Source organism: Fusobacterium sp. JB019 (genome assembly GCA_030673965.1).
Taxonomy (GTDB): domain Bacteria; phylum Fusobacteriota; class Fusobacteriia; order Fusobacteriales; family Fusobacteriaceae; genus Fusobacterium_B.
The window spans coordinates 52,104-73,213 of the sequence record JAUTCN010000011.1 but is presented as its reverse complement, the minus strand read 5'-3'; the positions used below and the strand labels follow the sequence as shown (position 1 = coordinate 73,213).

Sequence of the window (21,110 nt, the reverse complement as noted above, 5' to 3'; positions counted from 1 at the left end):
ACTTCTTCTTTCCCAAATGGTGGACTTCGTTCTACATTTGAAGCTAGAGGATATACAGCGTGGGATTTATCATCTCCTATGTTTTTAAGAGGACCTGAAAAAGCAAAAACTTTATTTATACCAACTGCTTTTGTTGGGTATAACGGAGAAACTCTTGATAAAAAAGTTCCACTTTTAAGATCAATAAACACAATTTCTCATGAAGCTTTAAGACTTAAGAAAGCTTTAGGAGATACTAAATCATCTAGTATTGATGTTACTCTTGGAGTAGAACAGGAATATTTCCTTATTGAAAAGGAATTCTGGGAAAAAAGACAAGATCTTATGCTTGGAGGAAGAGCAATCTTTGGTTCACTTCCACCAAAAGGTCAAGAACTTAATGACCATTATTATGGTACTTTAAAAGAAAAAGTTGAAGTATTTATGGCTGAGCTTGACTCTGAATTATGGAAACTTGGAGTAATGGCTAAAACAAAACATAACGAAGTTGCTCCAAATCAATTTGAATTAGCTATAATGTTTGCTTCTGCTAATATCGCAGCAGATCAAAATCAACTTTCAATGGATATTATAAAAAAAGTTGCTACTAGACATAATTTAGCTGCCCTTTTACATGAAAAACCATTTTCTAAAGTTAATGGATCTGGAAAACATTGTAACTGGTCTTTAGCTACCGATTTAGGTGAAAACTTATTTGATCCTGGAGATATGTCTAAGGATAATCTTCAATTCCTAGTATTTACAACTGCTGTAGTTGAAGCTGTTGATAAACATGCAGATATTTTAAGAGTTGCTACTGCAACTGCAGGAAATGATCTTAGATTAGGTGGATCTGAAGCTCCTCCTGCTATTATCTCTATATTTTTAGGAGAACCTTTACAAAATTTCCTAGAAAATATTGGAAAAATCGATACAACAAACAGTGAACATCTTTCTATTGAATTAGGAGCTTATAATTTCCCTAAAATACCTAAGGATATTTCTGACAGAAATAGAACTTCTCCTTTCGCATTTACTGGAAATAAATTCGAATATAGAATGCCTGGTTCAAGCGCATCTCCAGCAACTCCTACCACTATGATAAATACAATAGTTGCAGATGTTTTAAGAGAATATGCTAATATTTTAGAAAAAGTTGAAGATAAAAAAGATTTAAATAAAGCGATTATAACTTTAATAAAAGAAAGATACAATAAACACAAAAGAATTATCTTCAATGGTAATGGATATGATGAAGCTTGGGTTACAGAAGCTGAAAAAAGAGGTCTACCTAACTTATCTTGTACTGTAGAAGCTCTTCCTACTTATATCAAAAAAGAAACTATTGAACTTTTTGAAAGAACTGGTGTTTTAAGCGCTGAAGAATTAAAATCTATATTCGTAGTTTATACTGAAAGATATAACAAGCAATTACATATAGAAACTTCAACTGCTATTAGAATGGCTAGAAATGAAATTTATCCTGCTGTTATGAAGCATTTAAGTAATCTTTCTACTGCTATTAAAAATATCAAAGATGTAATTGGAACAGAAAATAATGAGTTAATTGAAGGAGATAGAAAACATGTTATTAAAGTTTTAAATGCTAAAGTTCATTTAAGAGACTCTTTAGCTGAACTTGAAAAAGAATTTGAAACTGTAATAAATATAAAAGATCAATATGAAAGAGCTAAATTCTATCATACAGATATAATTCCTAGAATCAATCACCTAGTTAGCTGGGCTGATGCTCTTGAATTAATTTGTGAAAAAAATACTTGGCCTTTCCCTGTTTACGAAGATTTACTATTTAAATTATAAGAATAAAATAAAACTTTATATTAAAAGAGGATTGAATATATTTTCAATCCTCTTTTTACATTTTTAATTTAATCTCTTAATTTGCTAATATCCCCATAGAAAATAATATTTTTGCTATTATAAATATTATTGGGAATGTTAATATTGTTCTTATTACAAATACCTTTAGAGCATCCACAAAATTAAATCCTATTTTTGATGCCACTAAAATCATTCCAGTTTCACTTAAAAATATCAACTGAGCAAAAGATAAAGTCCCAACTATAAATCTAACCATCTCACTAGGAACACTTTCAATTAATAGTGCTGGAAGATACATATCTGCAAATCCAATTATCATTGTTGGTGCCATACTTTTTGCAATTTCTAATGGGAATCCTAATAGTCTAAATAACGGAACTAAAGGCATTGATATAATTCCAAAAACATTAGTATGCTCTGCTAAAGTAAGACCTACTGTTCCCATAAACATTATCACTGGTATAAAGGTTATATATAAAACTCCAACTTTTTTTATTGAGTCTAGAAAAACTTCTAAAACTTTTGATTTCTCCGCTGCTGCTGCTGCTTTTTTCACTGCTACTAAAAAAGAAACACTCGCTTCTTCTCCACCAATATCTTTCCCTTGATAATATTCATTTTTAAACTTTTTAAAAGGCAATCTTGCCATTATTACTCCTGCTATAACTGTGGAAATAGCTATTGTTCCATAAAATATCATAAATATTTTTGAAAATCCTAAGAAATCAGCTACAACTGCTGCAAATGAAATCCCAACTATTGAAAATGAAGTCGCTATTATGGCAGCTTCTTTTTGAGTATAATATCCCCTTTGATATTGTTGATCTGTTACAACTATTCCAATTGTTCCATCTCCTAAAAAAGAAGCTATTGCATCAATAGCTGCATATCCTGGAACTTTAAATATTTTTCTCATAAAAGGTGCTATTAAAACTCCTACAAATTCAACTAATCCAAAAGAAGTTAATAACGGCATTAACATAACTCCAACACAAAAAGTTACCATTAACGAAGGAATTAAATCTCCTGCCATTAATCCACCTGTATTTTCATCTAATATATAAGCTGGACCTATACCATAATGAACCATTAAAAAAAATATGCTTCCACCTATTCTTACTATCCCATTAATTGGTCCACAAATAAAAAATTCATTTAAGATTTTATTTTTAAAATCTTTTTTTATAAATCCTATCACTGTCCCTATTATTGTAACTAAAGATACTAAAATAACTAAATATTTTATTTGATCCATATATCCGTCTATAACTATAGACTTTATATGCCCCATTAATATTGAAGATTCCCCACCTATTTTTATAGGTGCTAAAAATGCAACTATTCCTAAAATTGAATAGAATAAAAATTTAAAAATTGACATAACTCCTCCACATTTAATTTACTTGCCAATAAAAAAAGGCATACACCAGTATGCCTTTGAGAACTCTAAGATTAAGTATATCACTATGGCAGCTTCGTGATATTTAATTCAAAATTATATAGATTCTACACCATCGGCCTTAGGCTCCTCTATTATAATGAACTAATCTCTTCTATTTTTTCTTTATTTCATTGTAATTTATTTTACCAAAATTGTAAAGATTAATTTTTTTCAAAAACATCAAAATTAACATCAATTGTTACTTCCATTGAATCAAGTTCAAATAATTTTTTTACCCCTTCCTTAGGACTTCTCCATCTGTAAGGTGTCATATTAAAAAGATTTTCTATATTTTCTTTTTCGCTAATATTAATTTTACTTTTAACATTTATTGTTTCTACATGTTTAAACTCTTTCATGTCTTCCATTGGAGAATAATAATCTTTTTTTACCTTCTCATAAACAACTTCTTTTATTTCTTGTAAATGATTTTCTCCAGTAGATACTATTATTACTTTCCCTTTATCTTTTAATACTCTTTTCTTTTCACTTGGAATAATTTTAGAAAACATACAAATTACAAAATCATAAGTTTCTTCCATAACAGGTATATTTAAAGCACTAGCTATAACCCAATCTATTTTTTTATACTTTTTAGAAGCTTCAAGTATTGCTTGTTTTGATATATCTATACCTAATAGTTCACTTTCTTTACTTCTAGAATCTAAATATTCTTTTAAATTTCCTGTATAATATCCTTCTCCACAACCAATATCTAAAATAAAAGTTTTCTCTTTTACTTCTATATTATTTTCTATAATTTCGTTTAATTTATCTGAAATATCCTTATAATACCCTTTTTCTAAAAAGAATTTTCTACTTTTTATCATATCTTTGTCATCACCAGGATTTTTACTATTTTTTTGATTATCTAATAATAAATTAACATATCCTGACTTCGCTATATCAAAGGAATGATTATTTATACATTTATAAGTTTTGTTTTCTTTAGATAATTTTTCTTTACATTTTGGACAAATTATCATTGTAAAGCCTCCTCTATTTTTTTGTTTAATATTTTATAAGCATAATCATTTAAATGTATCCCATCCCCTGTAAATTTATTATCTATTTTGGTAGAGTCCCCTAAAAATAAATCATATGCATCTAAAAAGAATATCCCTTGAATATTTTTTAAATTTTTATTAACTATTAAAATATTATTATTTTTTATTTTATCTGAAGTAGGCAGTATAGAGATTAATACTATTTTTTTAAATCTTTTTTTTAATAACTTTAAAATTTTCTCTATATTTTCTCCCACCATTTGAAAACTGCAATCTAATAAAATATCATTTACTCCAATCATTAAAATTGCAACGTCTCCAATTATATCATTATTCTTTTGAAGTTTCCACAAAAGATCTAATGTCGTAAATCCAGGTTCTGCATAATTTTTAAAATTATTAAATTTATTCCAAGCCATAATACTATCCCCTAGTAAAATTATCTCTTTTTTCATTTTTCCTCCTTTGCTTTCTAATAGATTATCTCATAATCCACTTTAAAATTATAGATTTTTATTATCTATTGACAAATTAAAAAACAAGTGGTATATTTTTACCGAACGATAGGTATATAAATTACAAAGGAGGGCTTATGTCAACTAAAGAAAAAATATTAAATTCTGCTTATAAATTAATTTCTCAAAAAGGTTTTGAAAAAACATCTATATCTAATATTTGCAAGGATGTAGGGATTCAAAAACCTTCTATATATTATTATTTTAATTCTAAAAATGATATTCTATTTGAATTATCAGATCACATAATAAATAACATAGTTTCTGACTTCAATAATGATATTAATACTTGTAAAGAGATTAACGACAAAGAAAATTATAAGCTTTTTTTAATAACTCTAGTAGAAAGATATATAAATAGATTTCATATGAATAAAGATTCTCAGCTTGTTTTTACAGAACTATATATTCAGTCTAATCGTATTCCTTTCCTAGAAAGTAAAAAAAACAAATTAACCAAAATAACTAAAAATTGGATTGAAAATATTTTAAAACACGGATTAGAACTTAATATCTTTAAAAATGATTTTAATTTAAAATTAAATACTGAATTAATTTTCAATAATCTCTTGGGTATTGAATGTAGTTGTATTTACAATCTTAATATTAATTATCCTTCAGTATGGCAAGCAATAATTATTACATTATTTAAATAGGGGGTCCCATGAAATTAAAAATATCCTTTTTACTTTTTATAAGTTTCTTAAATTTTAGTTGTTCTAATACTAAGCTTTCTCCTAATGAAAAAATAGAAAATTTAACTAAAGTTAATTCATTAAATAAATATGGCAAAACTTTATCCCTAAAAGAAACTTTAGAAATTGCAAAAGAACGGAATTTAACTTTAAAAATTAAAGAACTTGAACGAGAAATATCAACACTAGATAAAAATATTGCATTTGGAAACTTCCTACCATCTATTAACTTAGTTGGTAATTATTCTAGACTCAATGATGATGTTAATGTTGATTTAGATATAAGCCCCTTAACTGGAGCTCTGGGTCAAGCTTTCTCAGCTATGGGAAGTTCCGCTATAGGTAGTCAATTTGCTTCTCAAAAAATAATGTCATCTACCTTAATTGAAAAAAGTTCTTACACTTATGGCGTTAGTGCTCAAGTTCCTATTTTTGTACCTAGTTACTGGTATTTATACTCAGCTAGAAAAAAAGGTGAAGATATATCTAAACTAGTAGAAAACTTAACAAAAAAAATGATTGATCTTAAAATCACTTCTCAATATTTTTATATTCTGACTTTAGAATCTCAAGAAAATTATCTAAAAGATGAGATTAAATCAATTGAAGAAACTAAAAAAAGGGCTGCACTTTCATTAAAAGTTGAAGGAATTATGCCTTGGGAATATGAAAAGGCATTAGTTCTTCTAAAATATAAAAAATATAATTTAAAAGAAAATGAAAGAAATTTAAGATTAGCTAAAATGAACTTATTAAAATCTTTAAACCTAAATCCAATGAATGATATAAAATTAGACTCTTTTAAATTTAAAAAAAGGTCTTTTCCAAATTTAGAAAAATGTATTCTAAACTCTATTGGAAATAATGAAATTTTAAAAATTAATAATCTCAATGTTGAGGTTAATAATAATATTAAAAAAATTGCTATTTCTAATTTTTTACCAAAAATTATTCTAGGAGGGAATTATGTAAATAATTCAAATAAATTATTATCTGATCCTGACTTCCTTAATGCTAATGTTAGTGGTGTCATTAGTTTATTTAATGGCTTTAAAAACATAAATGAATATAAAAAAGCTATTAGAAAAGAAAAAATTGCTAATTTAAAGCTTGAAAAAGAATTTATGAAAACTATTATTGAAACAGCTAATGCTTATTATAATTTAAATAAAATTAATGATCTTTTAGATATTTCGAATTTAAATCTTAAAGCAGAAAAAGGAAAATTAAAACAAGCTAAGGCTGAATTATCTGTAGGAATGATTAGCGAAGAACAATATTTCAATTCACTCGCTTCTTATAATAAAAGTTTAACTAATGTTAAAAAATTAGAATTCAACTACAACCTTGCCTTAAGCAGTTTAAATATTACCATGGGAATATCCCCTACAATTAAAGGAGAGTAATTATTATGAAAAAAATATTAATTGTTTTTTTTACAAGTATCCTGTTTATTGGATGTTTCAATAAACATAAAGAAGAATTTATTCCACCTGTTGAAATATTTCAAGTACAAGAAAATGAAAAAAATATAATTTTAACTTATCCAGGAATTACTATTCCTTCTAAAGAAGCAAATTTAGCATTTAAAATTCCCGGGCCTATTCTTAAAATAAATGTTGAAATTGGAAGTTTTGTAAAAAAAGGAGAAATTATCGCTTCTATGGATAAAAGAGATTATCTTTTAAACTTAAAAGCATTTGAAAATAAATCTATTGCTACTAGAAATGTCTATGAAGCCTCTCTTGCCATTGCTAAAAACAGTGATTCTCAATTTAAAAGAGTAGAAAAATTATATAATAATAAATCTCTTCCTAAAAAAACATATGAAGAAGCACTAGCGCAAAAAAAATCTACTAGCTCCGCAAGCTTAGCTGCTCTAGCTAATTATCAAGCTTCTAAACAAGCTGTTGAAAACTGTAAAAACCATATTATTGATGCTGATTTAAAAGCTCCTTTTTCTGGATATATTACTAAAAAATTTATTGGAGAAGGAGGAATTGCAGCTCCTGGAATACCTGTTTTTTCACTTGCTTCAATTGAAAAAAGTAAAATCAGAATAAATATAACTGAAGAAGATTTAAATAAATTAAACACTTTAAAAAGTTCTACCTTTATCTATAAATCTAACAATTATCCACTTATTCTTGAAACAGCTAGTAAAATTAAGAGCTTTGGAAACCTTTCCTATCCTTTAGTATTTAAAACTAAAGATGAAAACACTTCTATTCCTAGTGATATAAATGGTACAGTTAAAATATATTTAGAAAAAAATAACAAAGTAGGAATTACTATTCCCATTGAAGCTATTTTTGAAAAAAATAATACTCCTAATGTATGGATTTATGATAATGGAGTAGTTACTTTAAAAGAAATAAAGCTTATAAGACCTTTAGATAATAACTTAATTTTGGTCTCTGGACTTAAACCAAAGGATAAAATTGTTACTAGAGGAGTTCATCAACTTTCAAATAATGAAAAGGTTAAAGTTTTAAAAACTTTTTCAAAAACTAATGTAGGAAAAATTTTATAGGAGGATATTATGAAAATTATTGATTACTCAATTAAAAACACAATAGTTATCCGTTTTATAGTAGCCTTACTTATAATTGGAGGTCTTTTTTCATACTTTAAGCTTGGGAAATTAGAAGATCCTGAATTTAAAATAAAAGAAGCTTTAGTTGTTACTTTATATCCTGGAGCTTCCCAACATGATACAGAACTTTTTGTTACTGATAAAATAGAACAAGCTCTTCAAAAAATTCCAAATATTGAATTTACTGAAAGTGTTTCTAAAAATGGTTACTCTCAAGTTAAGATAAAACTAAAAGAATCCGTTAAAAGTAAAGAGCTACCACAATATTGGGATAATGTTAGAAAAAAAATTAATGATGCACAGATAAACCTCCCTCAAGGAGTTATCCCTTCCATTGTTTTAGATGATTACGGAGATGTTTATGGAATGTTTCTTGCTGTAACTAGTGATGGCTACTCTTATTCTGAGCTTTCTAAATATACTAAATATATTGAAAAAGAGCTTCAATCTATCCCTGGAGTTTCAAAAACATCTATTTTCGGAAATCCTAAAGAAAACGTGGAAATATTAATTGATAGAAATAAAATAAATTCCATGGGTATCAGTACAAAAGCAATTGCAATGTCTTTATTTTCTCAAAATTTAATTACTGGAGGAGGAAATATAGATTATGGAAATTTAATAGTTAATTTAAAATTTAATAATGAAATCAAAACCATGGAAAAATTAAAAAATTTAATAATTTTTTCTGGAAAACTTCCAAATGGAAATTCTGAAATAATTAGACTAGGAGATATTGCAACTATAAAAAAAGGATATTCTTATCCTATGAAAGAAAAAATGTATTATAACGGTAAAAAATCCATGGGAATTTCTTTGTCTCCATTAGTGGGAACCAACATTGTTAATACTGGAAAGGAAATTGATGCTAAAATAGATTATTTAAAAGAGAAACTTCCTTTAGGTATTAGTGTTGAAAAAATTTATTATCAACCTGATTTAGTTAGTTCTTCCATTAACATTTTTGTAATAAATTTACTTATTTCTATTTTCACTGTTGTTGGAGTATTACTTTTAACAATGGGACTGAAGAGTGGTTTTATTATAGGAAGTGGACTTATCCTTTCTATTCTTGGAACTCTAATAGCAATGCTATTCATGAAAATAGATTTGCAAAGAGTATCCTTAGGATCTTTTATCATTGCCATGGGAATGCTTGTTGATAATTCCATTGTCATTGTTGATAATACTCTTGTTAACTTAAATAAAAATTTAGGTATTGAAGTATCCCTAGAAAATGCAACCAAAAAACCTGCGATTCCTCTTTTGGGAGCTACCTTAATTGCAGTACTAGCATTTTTACCAGCTTATCTAATGCCTACTTATATGGGAGAATATGTTGGATCTTGTTTCTGGGTAATTGGAATTTCTTTGATTTTAAGTTGGGCTCTTTGCTTAACTCAAACTCCAGCTTATTGTAAAGTTTTCTTAACGAAAAAAGATTTAAAAAAACCTTCAAAAAAAGAAATAAAATTCTATGATAAAGCACGAAAAACATTAGAATTATTAATAAAGTATAAAAAAATTACAATAACTATTGTCTTCTGTAGTCTTTTATTTTCTATATTTTTACTAGCTTTTATTCCTAAATCTTTTTTCCCTGATTCAAATAAAAAAGGATTTACTGTTAACCTATGGTGCCCTGAAGGAACTAAAATAAAAGTAATTGAAGATGCTAGTTTAAAATTAAATAATTTTTTAATGGAAGATAAAAGAATTAAAAATGTTACTGCAACTATTGGAGCATCTCCTGCAAGATATTATGTATCTACTATTCCTGAAGCTCCTAATTCTTCATTTGGAGAACTTATAGTAAGTATTAAAAAATTAAAAGAATTAGACAAAATAGCTAGCAGTATCCTTAATTTTTCCAATAAAAATTTACCTGGAGTAATGGTAAGTATTAAAAAATATCCAAATGGAACTGCTGTAGAATATCCTATTGAATATGAATTTTCTGGACCAGATCCTAAAATTTTAAGAGATCTTTCACAAAAAGCTATAACAATTATGAAAAATACTCCTGGAGCATTAAATGTTAGAACTAATTGGAGAAATAAAGTCTTAACTTGGAAAGGTGATTTTTCTCAAATAAATGCTAAAAAAGTAGCAATCACTCCCTTTGATGTCACTACTTCATTAATAAGAAGTTCAAATGGAATGCCTATTGGAAAAATAAAAGATGAAGATTCTCTTAAGGCGGTTGTACTTAAAGAAAAGCAATATGGAGAACTTTCAAATATAGAAAAGACTCCTATTTGGGGATTAATTGGAAAAGCTCAACCTCTAGGATCAATTATTAAAAACTCTCGTTTAGAATTTGAAAACAATCAAATATGGAGAAAAAATAGAATTAGAACCATTAAAGTTCAATGCGACGTTCCTATTGGAACAAATCCTGATAAAATTAGAAATCTAATGAAAAAAGATATTGAAAATATAACTTTACCTAAAGACTATTCTGCACATTGGGGAGGACTTTTCTTCGAACAAATGAAAAATACAAAGGCTCTAGTTAATTCTGTTCCTTTCCCTGTAGTCATAATGTTTACCATTTGTGTATTACTTTTTGCAAGTGTAAAAATAGCAGGTCTTATATTTTTAATGATTCCTCTTGCCTTAATAGGAATTGCTCCTGGCTTATTGATAACAGGAAAATCATTTGGATTTATGTCCGCCGTCGGATTAATAGCTTTATCTGGAATAATGATTAAAAATATTGTTGTTCTTATGGATGAAATTAATTTCCAAATAAATGGTCTAAAAAAAGAACCAGAGATAGCTGTTATTGATTCTTCAGTAAGTAGAATTCGTGCTGTAGGTCTTGCAGCTGTAACTACTATATTTGGGATGATTCCTCTTCTTAGAGATCCTTTATACGGAGATATGGCAGCTACAATAATATTTGGATTATTCGCTTCTACAATACTAACATTGTTTATTTTCCCAGTTCTTTATCTTATTACTTACAGAAAATAAAAAAAGTTCACATCATTATCATGATGTGAACTTTTCAATTTATAATTCTTTTGCTATATCATCTAATTTGATAGCTATGTTCAACACCTCTTCTAAATCATCTAAATAAAGCATATTTGGACCATCACATGGAGCTTTATCTGGATCAGGATGAACTTCTGCAAATATTGCATCTACTCCTATTGATAGAGCTGCCTTCATCAAAGGAAATACATAGTCTCTATTTCCACCAGAGCAACTTGAAAGCCCTCCTGGTATTTGCACTGAATGAGTAGCATCAAAAACTACTGGAACTCCTAATTTCCTCATTTCTAAAAGTCCTCTCATATCTACTACAAAATTATTGTATCCAAAAACATTTCCTCTTTCTGTTAATAATAATTTTTGATTTCCTATTTCATCCATTTTAGTGACAACATTTTTCATATCCCAAGGAGCTAAAAATTGACCTTTTTTCACATTAACTGGTAATCCTGTTTTCCCTGCAGCTACTATTAAATCTGTTTGCCTACATAAAAAAGCTGGAATTTGAAGCATATCAACCACTTTAGCAACTTCTTCACATTGCCAAGGTTCATGTATATCAGTTATTACAGGAACTCCTACTTCAGTTTTTACTTTTTTTAATATTCTAAGCCCCTCTTCTAATCCTACTCCTCTATAAGAATGAATTGAGGAACGATTCGCCTTATCAAAAGAAGATTTGAAAACATAATTTATTCCTAATTTATCACAAATTTCTTTTATTTTTTTTGCTACCATCAATGACATTTCTTCATTTTCTATAGCACAAGGACCTGCAATAAGTGTAAACCTTTGCTTTCCCCCTATTTTAAAATCTTTAACTTGTATCTCTCTTGTTTTTTCTAATTTATTTATCATATTTTTCCTTTCATATCAATAATTAATTAAACTATTCTCTTACTTAAATATTATAAATTAATTTTCATATAAGTCAAATATAATTTATTTTTTCAAAATTTCTACTGCCTTTATTATTTTTTCTCTATCATCAAAATGTATTTTACTTCTTCCTAATATTTGATAATCTTCATGTCCTTTTCCTGCTACTAAGATTATATCATCTTTTTTTGCTATTTCTACTGCTTTAAAGATAGCTTTTTCTCTATCAACTTCAATAATATGATTATCTTTTTTTAATCCAGTAATAATATCTTTTACTATTTCTTCTGGTTTTTCAGTTCTTGGATTATCTGAAGTTACTACTATTATATCACTATTATTTTCTGCTATTTCCCCCATTATTGGTCTTTTAGTTTTATCTCTATCCCCTCCACAACCAAAAACAGTTATCACTTTATTTAGTTTAAACTCATTAATACTCTTTAAAATATTTTCAAGAGCATCTCCAGTATGAGCATAATCAACTATTGCTGTAAAGTCTGCATCAATTTTTACATTTTCAAATCTTCCTGGGGCACCTTTAATTTTATGAATTTTATCTATTATTTCCTCATCTGATAGTCCTAATAATTTTGCTCCTCCTATAGCTCCAAGTAAATTATAAAGATTATACCTTCCTAATATATTTAAAGTTACATCATAATGATTTCCAAGTATATTTATACTAACTTCTTGTCCATGTCTTGAGATTTTTTTAATATTTCCTGTAATATCTGAATTTTTTAATCCATAAGAAATACCCTTTGTATAACCTAAATATTTAACTCCATACTCATCGTCACCATTAATTACTGAATTATTTTTATTTTTTAATAAATCAAACATTTTTCTTTTTGCTAAATAATAATTTTCCATAGTTTTATGATAGTCTAAATGTTCTGGAGTTAAATTAGTAAATATTCCAACATCAAATTTAAGCATATCAACTCTACCAATACTCAATCCATGAGAACTAACTTCCATGATTAAATATTTTATATTTTTTTCTACTGCTTTTTTACAAAATTTAACTAAGTCTAATGATTCTGGAGTAGTATTAGGAGCCTCTATAACTTCTTCTCCTATCTTATATTCAACTGTTCCTATTCTTGCTATGTTTTTTTCTCCTAACATAGTTTCTAATATATAAGTTGTTGTTGTTTTTCCATTGGTTCCTGTTACACCTATTATCTTTAATTTATCTTGAGGATAATCATAAAAATTTGAAGCTATAAAAGGTAACTTTGTTCTTAAATTATCAACTAAAAAATAATTTATATTCTCCTTCATAGGAACTTCTTTTGAAACTATTATTGTTTTAGCTCCTAATTCTATTGCTTTTTCTATATAGTCATGCCCATCTACAATGCTTCCTTCTAAAGCAACAAATATATCTCCTTCATTTATTTTTCTTGAATCATATTCTATATTTTTCGATAAAATTTCTTTATTTACACATTGTAATACCTTATATTCTACTTCTGAAAATATCTTTTTTATATTCATAAACTACTCTCCTAATATTTGGTTTTATACTTCAAATTCTATATTAAATAAATACTTTTGTCCATCCCTCAATATATTATACCAAATATTCTTAAAATTTCATTTAATAAACTTATTTTCAATAATCTTTATTGCTAAAATATTCATAAAAATTGAATCTTTATTTTACCAAACTCCTAATACATGTTGCATAACTAAACTTACTCCTGTTATTCCTATCCAGCAACATAATCCCATAAGAATTGGTTTTCCACCTGTTTTTATAAGTTTCACTATATTTGTATTCAATCCTATAGCTCCCATTGCAAGTACAATAAAAAATTTGCTTAAAGCTTTTATAGGAAGAAATACAGTAGATGAAACTCCCATTTTTTCACATACAGTTGTTATTATTGACGCTATCACAAAATATATTATAAACATTGGAAAAACTTCTAACCATTTTATTTTTTTACCCTTTCCTTTTTCTTTTTGTGTTCTAATAAATCCTAAACATACAGTTATAGGTATTATTGCTAATGTCCTTGTTAATTTTACAGTCACTGCTTTATCCAAAGTTGAACTTCCTAAAGCATACATACTATCCCATGTTGACGCTGCTGCAGTAACAGAAGAAGTATCATTTATAGCTGTTCCTGCGAAAATCCCAAAAGCTTCTCCATTTAAATGACTAAATCCTAATAATGATCCTAAATTAGGAAATAATATTGCTGCTATAACATTAAAAAAGAATATAACTGATATAGCTTGAGCTACTTCACTATCATCAGCATCTATTACTGGAGCAGTTGCTGCAATGGCTGAACCACCACATATACTTGATCCTACCCCTACTAATGTTGATATTTTAGCGGGAATATTCATAGTCTTATGTAATACATAAGAAATTAATAATGATATTGAGATAGTTGATATAATTATAGGGAGAGATTGCTTTCCAGTTTCTAAAATAATAGATAAATTTAATCCAAACCCTAATAATATTACTGCATACTGTAAAATTTTCTTAGAAGTAAATTTTATTCCTGCAGCATAACTAGCTTTATCTTTAATAAAATTAGCAACTATCATTCCTAATATTATTGAAATTACAGGTCCTCCTATTATTGGAAACATTTTTCCTAATATCCATGATGGAACTGCTATTAATAAACATAAATAAAACCCTTTTAATTTTTCTTTCATTTTATATCTCCTTTTATAATTTTATTTTATAAAAAATTATAACACCAGATATAAATAAAATAAAATAATCATTTACTATTAGATAATAATTAAATCTTATCAATAAAAAACTGCAGACAAAAAGTCTGCAGCCTTAAATATATTTTATTTTTTATTTTATCAATGCTGCAGCTCCAAGTATCCCTGCATTATTTCCTAAATTTCCTAAAACTATTTCAAATTCTTCTTCTAAAGTTACAGGCATAGCATATTTAGCCAATCTTTCTTTAACTCTGCTTAAAAGAATATCCCCTGCTAAAGCTACTCCTCCACCTAATATTATCTTTTCTGGATTTATTATGTTTAAAATATTACCTATACCCATTGCAAGATATTCAGCTTCATAATCAACTATACTTATTGAAAATTCATCCCCTAATTTAGCACAATCAAATACTTCTTTTGCTTCTAAATTATCTAAATTCCCTTCAATCTTTTTATATAGCATATTTTTTTTATTCACCATTAATCTTGAAATAGCTTCTCTTTCTATTCCTGTTGCAGAAGCATAGGCTTCAAAACATCCTTTTTGACCACAACCACATAATTTACCATCTTTTACTATCTTTAGATGTCCTATTTCTCCTCCTGCTCCACTGAATCCAGAAATTATTTTCCCGTTTACAAAAATTCCTCCACCTATTCCTGTTCCCAAAGCAACAGTTACACTAGAAGTAGATCCTTTTCCAGCTCCGTAAACAGCTTCTCCTAAAGCTATTACATTTACATCATTATTTAACTTAGTTTTTTTTCCACTTATTCCTTCAAAAATTTTAGAAATATTTAAATTTCTTTCCCAAGGAAAATTTGCAAAAAATCCAACTATTTCTTCATTTTTTACAGGACCAGGAATTCCCATTCCAACCCCTTTTATATCTTCTTTTCCTAGATTTTTTTCTTTTAAAAGTTCTTCTATAGTTCCCCAAATTCTTTCCATAGTTCTATATACTCCCTCTTCTGAAAGAGTTTTTATTGATTTTGTTATTTCTAAGTTTCCTTTTTCATTAACTAATCCTATCTTTGTATTTGTTCCTCCTATATCAACTCCTGCTATATATTTCACACAAGCCTCCTTAATTCCTTCTTATAATCTCTAATTAAATTATAGGTTATAATTTCTTCTTTAGCAAATAAATTACCTTTAATTTTTAATGAATCTTTAACTTTTTTAATTAACCTCTATTGATACTCCAAAATGATCTGATATTATCTCATAATTTTTTTCATTAAACACAACTACACTTTCTTTCACTGAACACGCTTCATTAGTTAATATTAAATCTATTCTTTTATCAGCTGAACTTCTATCTTCCCATCCTGCAATAACTCCTCTAACAGTTGTCCCAGAATCTTTCTTTTTTGATATTTCAAAAGTATCAATTAATCCTTTAGAAATTAAATAATCATAGCCCTCTTGCTTTATGTTAGCATCATTATTAAAATCTCCCATTAAAAAATATCTATTTCCTCTACTTCTTGCAATTTTCAATAAATCTTCCACTTGTTCTTCAAAAGAATTTTCTTCATCCTGCCACCAGCCCATATGACAAGAATAAAAATCTATTATTTCGTTATTTATTTCAAGAGAAACCATTGCAAATTTTCTTGTTTTCCAGAAATTAGTGTCTTTTGTTTTCCCTATAAAATCTCCATATTTCTCTTTAATATTTCCTTTAAATAAAATTCCTATTCCTTCTTCATAAATATCATATCCAATATGATTAAATTCCCATCTATAATCATATTTCTCATTTAACTTTTCAAGTTCCCATAAAAGAAGATAAATAAAATTATCTTCTTTTATGTTTCCTTTTATTTTATTTGAGGATTTTAACTGGCTTACTTCTTGTAAAGCAATTACATCATATTTTTCTTTTACAATCACTTTTGCTAAATATTTTATTTTTTCTTTTTGATTCTCTTCTTGCCATGAATGACAATTTAAAGTCATTAATTTCATCTTTATCTCCCTAAAATATCTATAATTTTAGATTTTAATATATCTGCTTTAGGTCCATATATTGCTTGAACTCCTTGATCTTTAACTATCAATCCTAAACTTCCTGTTTTTTTCCATTCTGATTTATCTTGAACATCTTCAGCTTTTCTAACAGTAACTCTTAATCTTGTCATACAAGCATCTACATCTAAAATATTTTCTCTTCCACCTAAAAGATCTATTATTCTAACTGGAATTTTTTCATCTTCAGACTCTGCTTTGATAGAAGTTTTTATTTTTTCTTTTTCATCTTCTGTTTCATCTTCTATATAATTTCCTTTTCTTCCTGGAGTTGGTAAGTCAAATTTCTTAATTATAAAGCTAAATAATAGATAATTAACGAAAAATGCTACTACTGAAACAATAAGGAAATTAATTATATCCCCAACTAATCCTGCTCTAACCATTAAAGGAAGACGAGAAGCTAACTCTAAAGATCCAAAAGCATGAACTCTTAAATGTATTATATCTGCTATAGCAAATGTCATTCCTGTAAGAAGAGCATAAACAACATATAAAATTGGAGCTACAAACATAAACATAAATTCAATCGGTTCTGTTACCCCTGTTAAAAATACTGCTAACATAGCTGAAATAAATACTGTCTCATACTTTTTCTTTTTATCTTTATCTACATTTCTTAACATTGCAAGCCCTACTCCCATTAGAGAAGCAAATGATAATACTACTTGTCCTGCTTTAAATCTAGCAGGAACAACTGTGTTTAATAAATTTTGATAACCTGCCATATCTCCAGAAGCCTTTAAATTATTTAAATCAGTTATCCATGCAAGCCAAATAGGATCTTGTCCTGCTATAACACTTCCTACTGCTGTTCCTGTCAACACTGTATAAGTTCCACCTAACTCTGTATAATTCATTGGTATTGTTATCATATGGTGAAGACCAAATGGTAATAACAATCTTTCTAAAGCTCCATATACAAAAGGTGCAACTACTGGTGCTGTATTTCTTGAAGTAGCTATCCATTGACCAAAACTATTTAATGCCCATTGGATAAATGGCCAAATGACAGATAAAATAAGTGCAGTTATTAAAGATCCAAATATTACTACAAATGGTACAAATCTTTTACCATTGAAGAAAGCTAAAGATTTAGGTAATTTATCAAAAGAATGATATTTATTAAATAAAACTGCTCCTAAAAATCCTGCTAATATCCCTACGAAAACTCCCATATTTAAAGCTGGAGCTCCTAATATTGTTGTAAAATAATTCTTAACTAATAATTCTTGACCTGTTATTGAGTGAACTGTTGCAGTTGCACTATGTAACATTGAATTATTTATTCCAAATATAGCTCCTGTTATTCTATTAATTAATATGAAAGATAAAACCCCTGCAAAAGCTCCTCCAGCTTTTTCTTTAGCCCAAGAACCTCCTATGGCAGCAGCAAATAAAATGTTTAAATTAACAATTATTGCCCACCCCATATCTTCCATTATTCTTCCTGCTATTCCAATTGAAGTAGTCCCTAGTAACTTTCCTATAGAAATCATTAAACCAGCTGCTGGCATTACTGCAATAACAACTATTAACGCTTTACCAAATTTTTGCCAAAAATCAAAAGACACTAAACTTTTTCTACTCATACTATTCTCCCCTTCTTTTATTTATTTTTTCTATTTATTTTATATACAAGACATTCATAAGGTTTTAATACCATTCTTTCTAAAAAATGGTCTGATTCCTTATAATTACTTACTAACAATTCTTTATCTTTATCCTCATATTCTTTTATCTTTATTTTTTTTATTTTTTCACTTAAATTAGAAATTATTAAATATTCTTCATCTTCTAAAATTCTAGAATATGCAAAAACATCTTCTATATTTTTTAAAATTAAATTAAATTTTCCATAAATTAATGTTTTTGAATTTTTTCTTAATTCTATTAAATCTTTATAAAAATTATATATTGAATCCTTATCTTTCATTTGACTTTCAACATTTATTTCTTTGTAATTTTCATTTATTTTAAGCCATGGATTCCCAGTTGTAAAACCAGCATTTTTTTTATTATTCCATTGCATAGGTGTTCTAGAATTATCTCTTGAAGTATTATTTAGATAATCTAAAACCTTTTCCATAGAAATTCCTGATTCTAATTTTTCTCTAGCTTCATTTCTACTTCTAATATCATTTACCTCAGTCAAATCTTTAAATTTTATATTAGTCATTCCTATTTCTTGACCTTGATAAATAAAAGGTGTTCCCTTTTGTAAAAAATAAGCTACCCCTAAAGATTTTGCCGATTCTAACCAATACTTATTATCATTTCCCCATCTAGATACACTTCTTGTAATATCATGATTTTCTATGAATAAAGCATTCCAACCATCTTTATCCAACGCTACTTGCCATTTATTTAAAATTCTTTTGTAATTTCTAGCAGAAAATTTAAGTTCTTTTTCATAATCCCAAAGATTTAAATGCTCAAATTGAAATATCATATTAAATTTTCCATCTTTTTCTCCTACCCACTGAGAAGCATTATCTGCTTCTACTCCGTTAGCTTCTCCAACTGTAACTATATTATACTTATCAAAAGTTTCTTTCTTTAATTCTTTTAAATATTTTTGAATTCCAGGTCTATTCATATGCATATCAAAAGATTCTACATATTTTTCTTTTTTTGGATTAGGCATATCTGGAAATCCATCTTCTTTTTTTATGTGACTAATAGCATCTACTCTAAAACCATCGATTCCCTTATCTAGCCACCAATTAATCATTTTATAAATAGCTTGTCTCATTTCTTTATTTTCCCAATTTAAATCTGGTTGTTTTTTTGAAAATAAATGTAAATAATATTCTTTAGTTTTTTTATCTAATTCCCAAGCTGAACCTTTAAATATACTTTCCCAGTTATTTGGTTCTTTTCCTTTTTTGCCTTCTTTCCATATATACCAATCTCTTTTAGGATTATTCTTATTTTCTCTTGATTCAATAAACCATGGATGTTCATCACTTGTATGATTTATAACTAAATCAATTATTAATTTTATTCCTCTTTTATGTGTTTCTACTAATAATTTATCTACATCTTTCATATTTCCAAATTCTTTGGAAATATCTTGATAATCACTAATATCATATCCATTATCATCATTAGGACTTTTATAAAAAGGACATATCCAAATTAAATCAATCCCTAATTCTTTTAGGTAATCTAATTTTTCTATAACCCCTCCTAAATCTCCTATTCCATCTCCATTAGAGTCTTTAAAACTTCTAGGGTAAATTTGATATCCTGTTAATTCTTTCCACCACATAATTTATCTCCTTAACTCTTTCATTTTTTTGTGCAATCGTTTGCATAGCTTCTTTTGATAATTATTGTATCACTTTATCCTTGACTTGTCTATATATAAAACAAAAAAAGTTACAAATATACATTCGCAACTTTTTTATCCCCCTAAAATTCTATATTTATCATTTCATTTTTTTCATTAATATTTTCTTCTATCCCATATAATAGTAATTCAATAGCTTTACTCCCAAGTTTACTCGCCTTAATATCTATTGTCTTTACTTTCTTTTTCCAAACTTCTTTCACATCACATTTATTAAAACTTATTATTTCAACATTCGATATGTGTTCCTCTTCAAAATATTCTAAAACACCCTTTAATAATTGATCATCTGAAATTATTATTTTTTCCAATTTTTCTTTTATTTTTATTTTTTTAGCTAATCTATATCCTTCTTCAATTGAGAAATTATTTCCTAAAATAATTTCTCCCTTTAGATGAAATTCTTTGCATGCTTTTTTAAATCCATTTACTCTATTTTTGGTAACAATTAAATGCTTGCTCCCACCTACAAAAATTAACTCTTTTTCATTTTTATATTTTTTTACAATATTATAAGTTGCCTCTAAATTATTATTATCAACCCACAAAGTATCTTTTTTTTCCATAGGTTCCCCTATAACTACAAAGGGAAATTTTTTTCTTTTTAAAAATTCCAAACTTTGATCCTCATCTCTAGAAGATAATAAACATACTCCGTCTACTAACCCACTTTCTACAAACTTCTTAGTACTTACAAATTCCTCTTTATCACTCTTACAAAAATCAAACATAATATAATAATTATTTTCCTTTGCCCTTTTGCTTATTCCTTGCATAATTTCTATAAAAAATTGACTTGTAAAAAGTTCCATGGTTGCTTTAGGCAAAACAACTCCAAGTATTCCTTTTCTTTTACTTACTAAGCCTCTTGCCATTATATTAGGTTTATAATTTAATTCCTTTGCTATTTTTTGAACTTTTTCTTTCGTTTTATCACTAATCCTAGAATCATCAGCTAAAGCTCTTGAAACAGTTGAGCCTGATACTCCAGCTAAATTAGCAATATCTTTTATTGTTGCTCTCATAAATTTTCCTTCCTTTTTCATTA

16 protein-coding genes are annotated in these 21,110 nt (G+C 27.3%); 5 read left to right on the top strand and 11 right to left on the bottom strand.

The features are described from left to right. Positions 1–1,800: glutamine synthetase III (locus Q7K47_08130; GenBank protein ID MDP0507167.1), on the top strand; the 1,800-nt coding region annotated here is incomplete at its 5' end. Positions 1,801–1,876: 76 nt separating this feature from the next. Here the strand turns inward: Q7K47_08130 and Q7K47_08125 are convergent. The 3 genes from Q7K47_08125 to Q7K47_08115 form a co-directional block, all read right to left on the bottom strand. Beyond that, positions 1,877–3,202 carry a YjiH family protein gene (locus tag Q7K47_08125; GenBank protein ID MDP0507166.1) on the bottom strand — a complete coding sequence of 442 codons (1,326 nt, stop codon included), beginning with the start codon at positions 3,200–3,202 and terminating at the stop codon, positions 1,877–1,879. A 221-nt stretch (positions 3,203–3,423) separates the two neighbouring features. Beyond that, positions 3,424–4,248 (bottom strand): methyltransferase domain-containing protein, encoded by an 825-nt coding sequence (locus tag Q7K47_08120; protein MDP0507165.1) that lies wholly within the window; start codon positions 4,246–4,248, stop codon positions 3,424–3,426. Continuing rightward, positions 4,245–4,724 carry a GDSL-type esterase/lipase family protein gene (locus tag Q7K47_08115; protein ID MDP0507164.1) on the bottom strand — a complete coding sequence of 160 codons (480 nt, stop codon included), beginning with the start codon at positions 4,722–4,724 and terminating at the stop codon, positions 4,245–4,247. The genes Q7K47_08120 and Q7K47_08115 overlap by 4 nt, the downstream gene beginning before the upstream one ends. 137 nt (positions 4,725–4,861) lie before the next feature. On the opposite strand from Q7K47_08115, the gene Q7K47_08110 reads away from it, so the two are divergent. From Q7K47_08110 to Q7K47_08095, 4 genes are read left to right on the top strand one after another with little or no spacing between them, the layout of a single operon-like run. Further along, positions 4,862–5,440, top strand: a complete 579-nt coding sequence (locus Q7K47_08110) for a TetR/AcrR family transcriptional regulator (protein ID MDP0507163.1) — start codon at positions 4,862–4,864, stop codon at positions 5,438–5,440. 8 nt (positions 5,441–5,448) lie between these two features. Beyond that, on the top strand, positions 5,449–6,885 hold the full coding sequence (locus Q7K47_08105; protein MDP0507162.1) for a TolC family protein: 1,437 nt from the start codon (positions 5,449–5,451) through the stop codon (positions 6,883–6,885). 5 nt (positions 6,886–6,890) lie between these two features. Further along, a complete protein-coding gene (locus Q7K47_08100) occupies positions 6,891–8,012 on the top strand; it encodes an efflux RND transporter periplasmic adaptor subunit (GenBank protein MDP0507161.1) in 1,122 nt (373 codons plus the stop codon). A 9-nt stretch (positions 8,013–8,021) separates the two neighbouring features. Next, positions 8,022–11,054 (top strand): efflux RND transporter permease subunit, encoded by a 3,033-nt coding sequence (locus Q7K47_08095; protein ID MDP0507160.1) that lies wholly within the window; start codon positions 8,022–8,024, stop codon positions 11,052–11,054. A 39-nt stretch (positions 11,055–11,093) separates the two neighbouring features. Here the strand turns inward: Q7K47_08095 and kdsA are convergent, their stop codons facing one another. The 8 genes from kdsA to Q7K47_08055 all read right to left on the bottom strand — a co-directional run bounded on the left by kdsA (position 11,094) and on the right by Q7K47_08055 (position 21,087). Then, entirely contained in the window at positions 11,094–11,936 is an 843-nt protein-coding gene (gene kdsA, locus Q7K47_08090; protein MDP0507159.1) for a 3-deoxy-8-phosphooctulonate synthase, read from the bottom strand. 84 nt (positions 11,937–12,020) lie between these two features. Further along, positions 12,021–13,463, bottom strand: coding sequence for a UDP-N-acetylmuramoyl-L-alanyl-D-glutamate--2,6-diaminopimelate ligase (locus Q7K47_08085; GenBank protein MDP0507158.1), 1,443 nt, complete (start codon positions 13,461–13,463; stop codon positions 12,021–12,023). A gap of 165 nt (positions 13,464–13,628) precedes the next feature. Continuing rightward, a complete protein-coding gene (locus tag Q7K47_08080) occupies positions 13,629–14,648 on the bottom strand; it encodes a YeiH family protein (protein MDP0507157.1) in 1,020 nt (339 codons plus the stop codon). Positions 14,649–14,799: 151 nt separating this feature from the next. Further along, complete coding sequence (locus tag Q7K47_08075) at positions 14,800–15,750, bottom strand: ROK family protein (protein ID MDP0507156.1); 951 nt, start codon at positions 15,748–15,750, stop codon at positions 14,800–14,802. 105 nt (positions 15,751–15,855) lie between these two features. Then, entirely contained in the window at positions 15,856–16,647 is a 792-nt protein-coding gene (locus Q7K47_08070; GenBank protein MDP0507155.1) for an endonuclease/exonuclease/phosphatase family protein, read from the bottom strand. Positions 16,648–16,649: 2 nt separating this feature from the next. Continuing rightward, complete coding sequence (locus tag Q7K47_08065; GenBank protein MDP0507154.1) at positions 16,650–18,299, bottom strand: PTS transporter subunit IIBC; 1,650 nt, start codon at positions 18,297–18,299, stop codon at positions 16,650–16,652. 17 nt (positions 18,300–18,316) lie between these two features. After that, entirely contained in the window at positions 18,317–19,981 is a 1,665-nt protein-coding gene (locus Q7K47_08060) for an alpha-glucosidase (GenBank protein MDP0507153.1), read from the bottom strand. Positions 19,982–20,124: 143 nt separating this feature from the next. Further along, positions 20,125–21,087 (bottom strand): LacI family DNA-binding transcriptional regulator, encoded by a 963-nt coding sequence (locus tag Q7K47_08055; protein ID MDP0507152.1) that lies wholly within the window; start codon positions 21,085–21,087, stop codon positions 20,125–20,127. Positions 21,088–21,110: the final 23 nt, after the last annotated feature.

Bases quoted from the DNA above. Each gene is read 5' to 3' on its own strand.
- Q7K47_08095 (MDP0507160.1), top strand. From the start codon at position 8,022: ATGAAAATTATTGATTACTCAATTAAAAACACAATAGTTATCCGTTTT.
- Q7K47_08110 (MDP0507163.1), top strand. From the start codon at position 4,862: ATGTCAACTAAAGAAAAAATATTAAATTCTGCTTATAAATTAATTTCT.
- Q7K47_08080 (MDP0507157.1), bottom strand. From the start codon at position 14,648: ATGAAAGAAAAATTAAAAGGGTTTTATTTATGTTTATTAATAGCAGTT.
- Q7K47_08125 (MDP0507166.1), bottom strand. From the start codon at position 3,202: ATGTCAATTTTTAAATTTTTATTCTATTCAATTTTAGGAATAGTTGCA.
- Q7K47_08120 (MDP0507165.1), bottom strand. From the start codon at position 4,248: ATGATAATTTGTCCAAAATGTAAAGAAAAATTATCTAAAGAAAACAAA.
- Q7K47_08060 (MDP0507153.1), bottom strand. From the start codon at position 19,981: ATGTGGTGGAAAGAATTAACAGGATATCAAATTTACCCTAGAAGTTTT.
- Q7K47_08070 (MDP0507155.1), bottom strand. From the start codon at position 16,647: ATGAAATTAATGACTTTAAATTGTCATTCATGGCAAGAAGAGAATCAA.
- Q7K47_08100 (MDP0507161.1), top strand. From the start codon at position 6,891: ATGAAAAAAATATTAATTGTTTTTTTTACAAGTATCCTGTTTATTGGA.
- Q7K47_08105 (MDP0507162.1), top strand. From the start codon at position 5,449: ATGAAATTAAAAATATCCTTTTTACTTTTTATAAGTTTCTTAAATTTT.
- Q7K47_08055 (MDP0507152.1), bottom strand. From the start codon at position 21,087: ATGAGAGCAACAATAAAAGATATTGCTAATTTAGCTGGAGTATCAGGC.
- Q7K47_08115 (MDP0507164.1), bottom strand. From the start codon at position 4,724: ATGAAAAAAGAGATAATTTTACTAGGGGATAGTATTATGGCTTGGAAT.
- kdsA (MDP0507159.1), bottom strand. From the start codon at position 11,936: ATGATAAATAAATTAGAAAAAACAAGAGAGATACAAGTTAAAGATTTT.
- Q7K47_08065 (MDP0507154.1), bottom strand. From the start codon at position 18,299: ATGAGTAGAAAAAGTTTAGTGTCTTTTGATTTTTGGCAAAAATTTGGT.
- Q7K47_08085 (MDP0507158.1), bottom strand. From the start codon at position 13,463: ATGAATATAAAAAAGATATTTTCAGAAGTAGAATATAAGGTATTACAA.